Raw genomic sequence first — 4,437 nt, forward strand, 5'->3', positions numbered from 1 at the left:
CCAGGGTGGCCTTGTCGGTGAGGTCGTTGACCGCCACGATTTCGACATCGCTGCCGCCGGCGGCCTGAACCGCCCGCCAGAAGTTACGGCCGATTCGTCCGAATCCGTTTACACCTACACGGATGGTCACGGAACCATTCTCCTCACGTGTCGTCTGCGTCGTCGACGCTTGTTTCCGACGCGTACGCGTCGGACCGTGGAAAACAGTGTGCGTTTCGTCGGGGCGAGCCTATCGTCCGCGTTCCGAGCCGCCGGAGCCGGATCTGCTACGGCGCGGGCTGTCCCGTCGGGGCCAATACTGGCACCCTCACACCTCAAAGGTATAGACCATTAGACCGTATTCTTCCCCACCCACCACCATTGTTTCCGCAGCTCGTGAAAGTGTGGGCATTTCCAGAAAAAGGTTCACACTTTATTACGGGCGCATTAACGAGGGATGTTGACCGGCCATTGGGCTACTTTCCCCTTCTACCACCCCACGCCCTATCCGAGAGTGACCAAATGACTACTCTCGGATATATATTGTGATCATCCTCACACTATGGAACGAGCATGTCGGGTGTCAGGCTCGCCTCGGTGTTGGGGATCCCCAAATCAGCCGCACGCTTGTCCGCCATCGCCAGCAACCGCCGGATCCGGCCCGCAATAGCGTCCTTGGTCAACGGCGGGTCAGCAAGCTGGCCCAGCTCCTCCAGCGACGCCTGCTTGTGCTTCAAGCGCAGCTTGCCCGCGGCCACCAAGTGGGGAGGGGCATCGTCAGCGAGAATCTCCAACGCGCGCTGTACCCGGGCCCCCGCCGCCACCGCGGCCCGCGCGCTCCGCCGCAGGTTCGCATCGTCAAAGTTCGCCAGCCGGTTAGCGGTCGCCCGCACCTCGCGGCGCATCCGCCGCTCCTCCCACGCCAGCACGCTCTGATGGGCGCCGAGCCGCGTCAGCATCGCACTGATCGAATCCCCGTCGCGCACCACCACCCGGTCCACGCCGCGCACCTCACGGGCCTTGGCGTGCACCTTCAGCCGGCGCGCCGCCCCCACCAGAGCCAGCGCCGCCTCCGGCCCCGGGCAGGTGACCTCCAACGACATAGACCGTCCCGGCTCAGTCAACGACCCGTGAGCGATGAACGCGCCACGCCACGCCGACTCTGCATCGCACACCCCACCCGCCACCACATGGCGAGGCAGGCCGCGCACCGGGCGGCCATTGCTGTCGATCAGCCCTGTCTGCCGGGCGAGGCTCTCCCCCTCCTTGATGACCCGCACCACATAGCGGTTCCCCTTGCGCAGCCCGCTCGGAGACAGCACCAGCACCTCGGACTCGTGTCCGAACACCTCAGCGATGTCCTTGCGCAGCCGACGCGCAGCCACCCCGGTATCAAGTTCGGATTCGATCACAATACGTCCGCCGACCAGATGCAGTCCGCCGGTGAAACGCAGAATCGTCGAGACTTCCGCTTTGCGGCAGCATGGCTTGAGAACGGTCAGTCGGCTCAACTCGTCCTTCACCACGCCGGTCATCGCCATAGATGCGGCCCCTTCCCCCTGTAGAACGCACATGCGCGCGCCGCGGCCAAGCAGCGCCCTTTCGGGCAGACTACTTGGCCACGCCGCCAACTCCATGTCCTCCGTGCGTGTGTCTGGCCCCTTGACCGTTCCGACACTCCGCACTTTCCCGAGTTTGCGATCAAACCCGCTTAGCTGGCGAAGATCTGATCGAACGCCGCTGCGAACCGATCCGGATCATGCCGCGGTGAGCCGTCGTCGACCGCCAGGTCGGCCACCACCAGCCGGGCGCCCAGTTCCGCGGAGACCTGCTCCAGCCGCACCGTGTCCTCCACCCCTTTGCGGTCCGCCAGCACCACGTCCACCCGCAAGTCAGGGGCGTGGTCGGCAAGCACCTCCAGGTAGGTGTGCGCGGCAAACCCGTCCGTCTCTCCCCGTTGCGGAGACAAGTTGAGCGCCACAAGGCGCCGGGCCTTCGTCGTCACCAGCGCCCGCGCCAAATCCGGCACGAGCAGGTGCGGAAGCACGCTGGTGAACCACGACCCCGGACCGAACACCACCCAGTCGGCCTCGTGCACAGCCCGGATCACCTGGCTCGGCACCGGCGGCCGCTCCGGAATCAGCGAAATCGACCGCACTCGTCCCCGAGTACTGGCACAGGCCACCTGCCCGCGCACCGTCACCACCTCGTCCGGGCGCTCCGGGTCGGCGCCCTCCACTTCGGCGACGATGTCCAACGGCACCGACGACATGGGCAGCACCCGGCCGTGCGCGCCCAGCAACTGGCCCACCCAGTCCAAGGCGGCCACCGAGTCACCCAACAGTTCCCACAGCGCGACGATGAGCAGGTTGCCTACCGCGTGGCCGTGCAGTTCACCCTCGGATCGGAACCGGTGCTGCACGACTTCACTCCAGGTGCTGCCCCACTCGTCGTCACCGCACAGCGCAGCCAGCGCCATCCGCAGGTCCCCGGGAGGCAGCACCCCCAGCTCGCGGCGCAGCCGCCCACTGGACCCCCCGTCGTCAGCAACCGTGACGATCGCGGTGACGTCAGTGGTGACCCGGCGTAACGCGGATAACGACGCGTACAGTCCGTGCCCTCCGCCGAGCGCAACCACGCGCGGCGGTTCGGCAGCGTCGTGCTCACTGTGCGGCTTCTCCCAAGCGTCCTCGTAACCCGCCATCGGTCTACGCGCCCCTCATTCCCTCCCGGCTCCTCCCAGCCCCGGGCACTGTGGAGCGGCCCTCGCCGCCGCGCCGCCGCCTACTCGCGTCCCAGGTCCCGGTGGATGATGTTCACCTCGACTCCTTCGTCACGCAAGCGTGCGGCAAGCTGTTCCGACATGGCGACGCTCCGGTGCTTGCCTCCAGTGCATCCCACCGCAAGCGTCATGTAGTGCTTACCCTCCCGCTGGTATCCGGAGACCAACAGCCGCAGCACTTCGGTATAGGAGTCGAGCATCTCCTTGGCGCCGCGCTGGGCCAGCACATAGTCGCGCACCGGCTCGTCCTGCCCGGTCAGCGGGCGCAGCTCCGGCACCCAGTGCGGGTTGGGCAAGAAGCGGCAGTCCAACACCAGGTCGGCGTCGACCGGAAGTCCGTGCTTGTATCCGAAAGACACCACATTGGCGCGCAGTCGGGTCTCCCGGGCCTTCCCGAAAAACCCCACCATCTTCGCCTTGAGCTGGTGCACGTTGAGCTGGGACGTGTCGACCACCAGGTCAGCCTCGCCGCGGATCGACCGCAGCAGTTCCCGCTCCCGGCTGATCCCGTCGGTCAACCGCCCGTCCCCCTGCAGCGGGTGGGGACGGCGCACACTCTCGAAGCGGCGCACCAGCGTCTCGTCTGACGCCTCCAAAAACACGACGCGGGCCCCGATCCCGCGGCTCCGCAAATCCTCCACGGTGGACAGCAGGTCCTCGGTGAACGCCATGCTGCGCACGTCCACGACCGCGGCGATCTGGGGCACGGCGCCTCGGGTGCGCGCCGCCAGATCAATCATGGTCGGCAGCAGGGCCGGCGGCAGGTTGTCGACGACGAACCAGTCGAGGTCCTCCAGTGCCCGCGCCGCGGTGCTCCGCCCGGCCCCCGACATGCCCGTCACGACGACAATCTCTGGCAGGAGATCGTCTCCTCGACTGGTCGCCACGTGTTCTTCCCCTCGTAGTCTCACTCGTCTGCCTTGCTGTTCTCCGGTTGTGTCCGCTGTCCGCCCTCCACGCTCGTGAGCCGCTCGTAGATAGTCTGCGCGGTCCGCTCCCCGATCCCCGGCACCTCAGCGATCTCCGCGGCCGTGGCCTGCGCCAGCCGCCGCACCGACCCGAAATGCTTCAGCAGAGCGGCGCGGCGGACCGGCCCCAGCCCGGGGATGTCATCCAGCACGCTGGCTGTCAGCGCCTTCGCTCTCTTGCGTCGATGGTAGGAGATCGCAAACCGGTGCGCCTCGTCTCGCACACGCTGCAGCAGGTAGAGCCCCTCACTCGTCCGCGGCAGGATGATCGGGTCCTCTTCCCCGGGCAACCACACTTCCTCCAAGCGTTTCGCCAGCCCGCAGACCGCCACATCCTCGATCCCCAGATCGTCCAAGGCCCGCTGGGCAGCCGCGACCTGCGGACGGCCGCCGTCCACGACGACGAGGTTAGGGGGATAGGCGAAACGGGGGGCCTTCCGCTCCGCCCCCTGCGGCGCACCGCTCTCCCCCAGCGTGTCCAGTTCGCCGACACGCTGGCTCTCCTCCAGGTAACGGGTGAACCGCCGGCTGATGACCTCGTACATCGCGGCCACGTCACTGTCCGCGCCTTCCGCCCCGCGGATACTGAACCGCCGGTACTCGGACTTGCGGGCCAGACCGTCTTCGAACACCACCATGGACGCCACAGTGTGCTCCCCCTGCAGGGTGGAGATGTCGAAGCATTCGATGCGCAGCGGCGCCTCCGCC

5 protein-coding genes are annotated in these 4,437 nt (G+C 67.2%); all 5 read right to left on the minus strand.

The window, feature by feature from the left end; translation table 11 throughout:
- On the minus strand, positions 1 to 130 hold a 130-nt coding region (locus TF1_RS15815), incomplete at its 3' end, for a glyceraldehyde 3-phosphate dehydrogenase NAD-binding domain-containing protein (protein WP_255266152.1).
- 409 nt (positions 131 to 539) lie between these two features.
- Complete coding sequence (whiA, locus tag TF1_RS06435) at positions 540 to 1,520, minus strand: DNA-binding protein WhiA (RefSeq protein WP_011292441.1); 981 nt, start codon at positions 1,518 to 1,520, stop codon at positions 540 to 542.
- 170 nt (positions 1,521 to 1,690) lie between these two features.
- A complete protein-coding gene (locus TF1_RS06440) occupies positions 1,691 to 2,617 on the minus strand; it encodes a gluconeogenesis factor YvcK family protein (protein ID WP_038043924.1) in 927 nt (308 codons plus the stop codon).
- Between the two features lie 146 nt (positions 2,618 to 2,763).
- Complete coding sequence (gene rapZ, locus TF1_RS06445; protein WP_011292443.1) at positions 2,764 to 3,648, minus strand: RNase adapter RapZ; 885 nt, start codon at positions 3,646 to 3,648, stop codon at positions 2,764 to 2,766.
- A 20-nt stretch (positions 3,649 to 3,668) separates the two neighbouring features.
- Positions 3,669 to 4,437 (minus strand): helix-hairpin-helix domain-containing protein (locus TF1_RS06450; protein ID WP_255266151.1); only part of this gene is annotated, 769 nt, incomplete at its 5' end.

The organism is Thermobifida fusca NBRC 14071 = JCM 3263 (assembly GCF_001592045.1).
Classification (GTDB): Bacteria; Actinomycetota; Actinomycetes; order Streptosporangiales; family Streptosporangiaceae; genus Thermobifida; species Thermobifida fusca.

What these genes read in the sequence shown, in the direction of transcription:
- whiA (WP_011292441.1), bottom strand. Translation starts at nt 1,520, where the DNA reads ATGGCGATGACCGGCGTGGTGAAGGACGAGTTGAGCCGACTGACCGTT.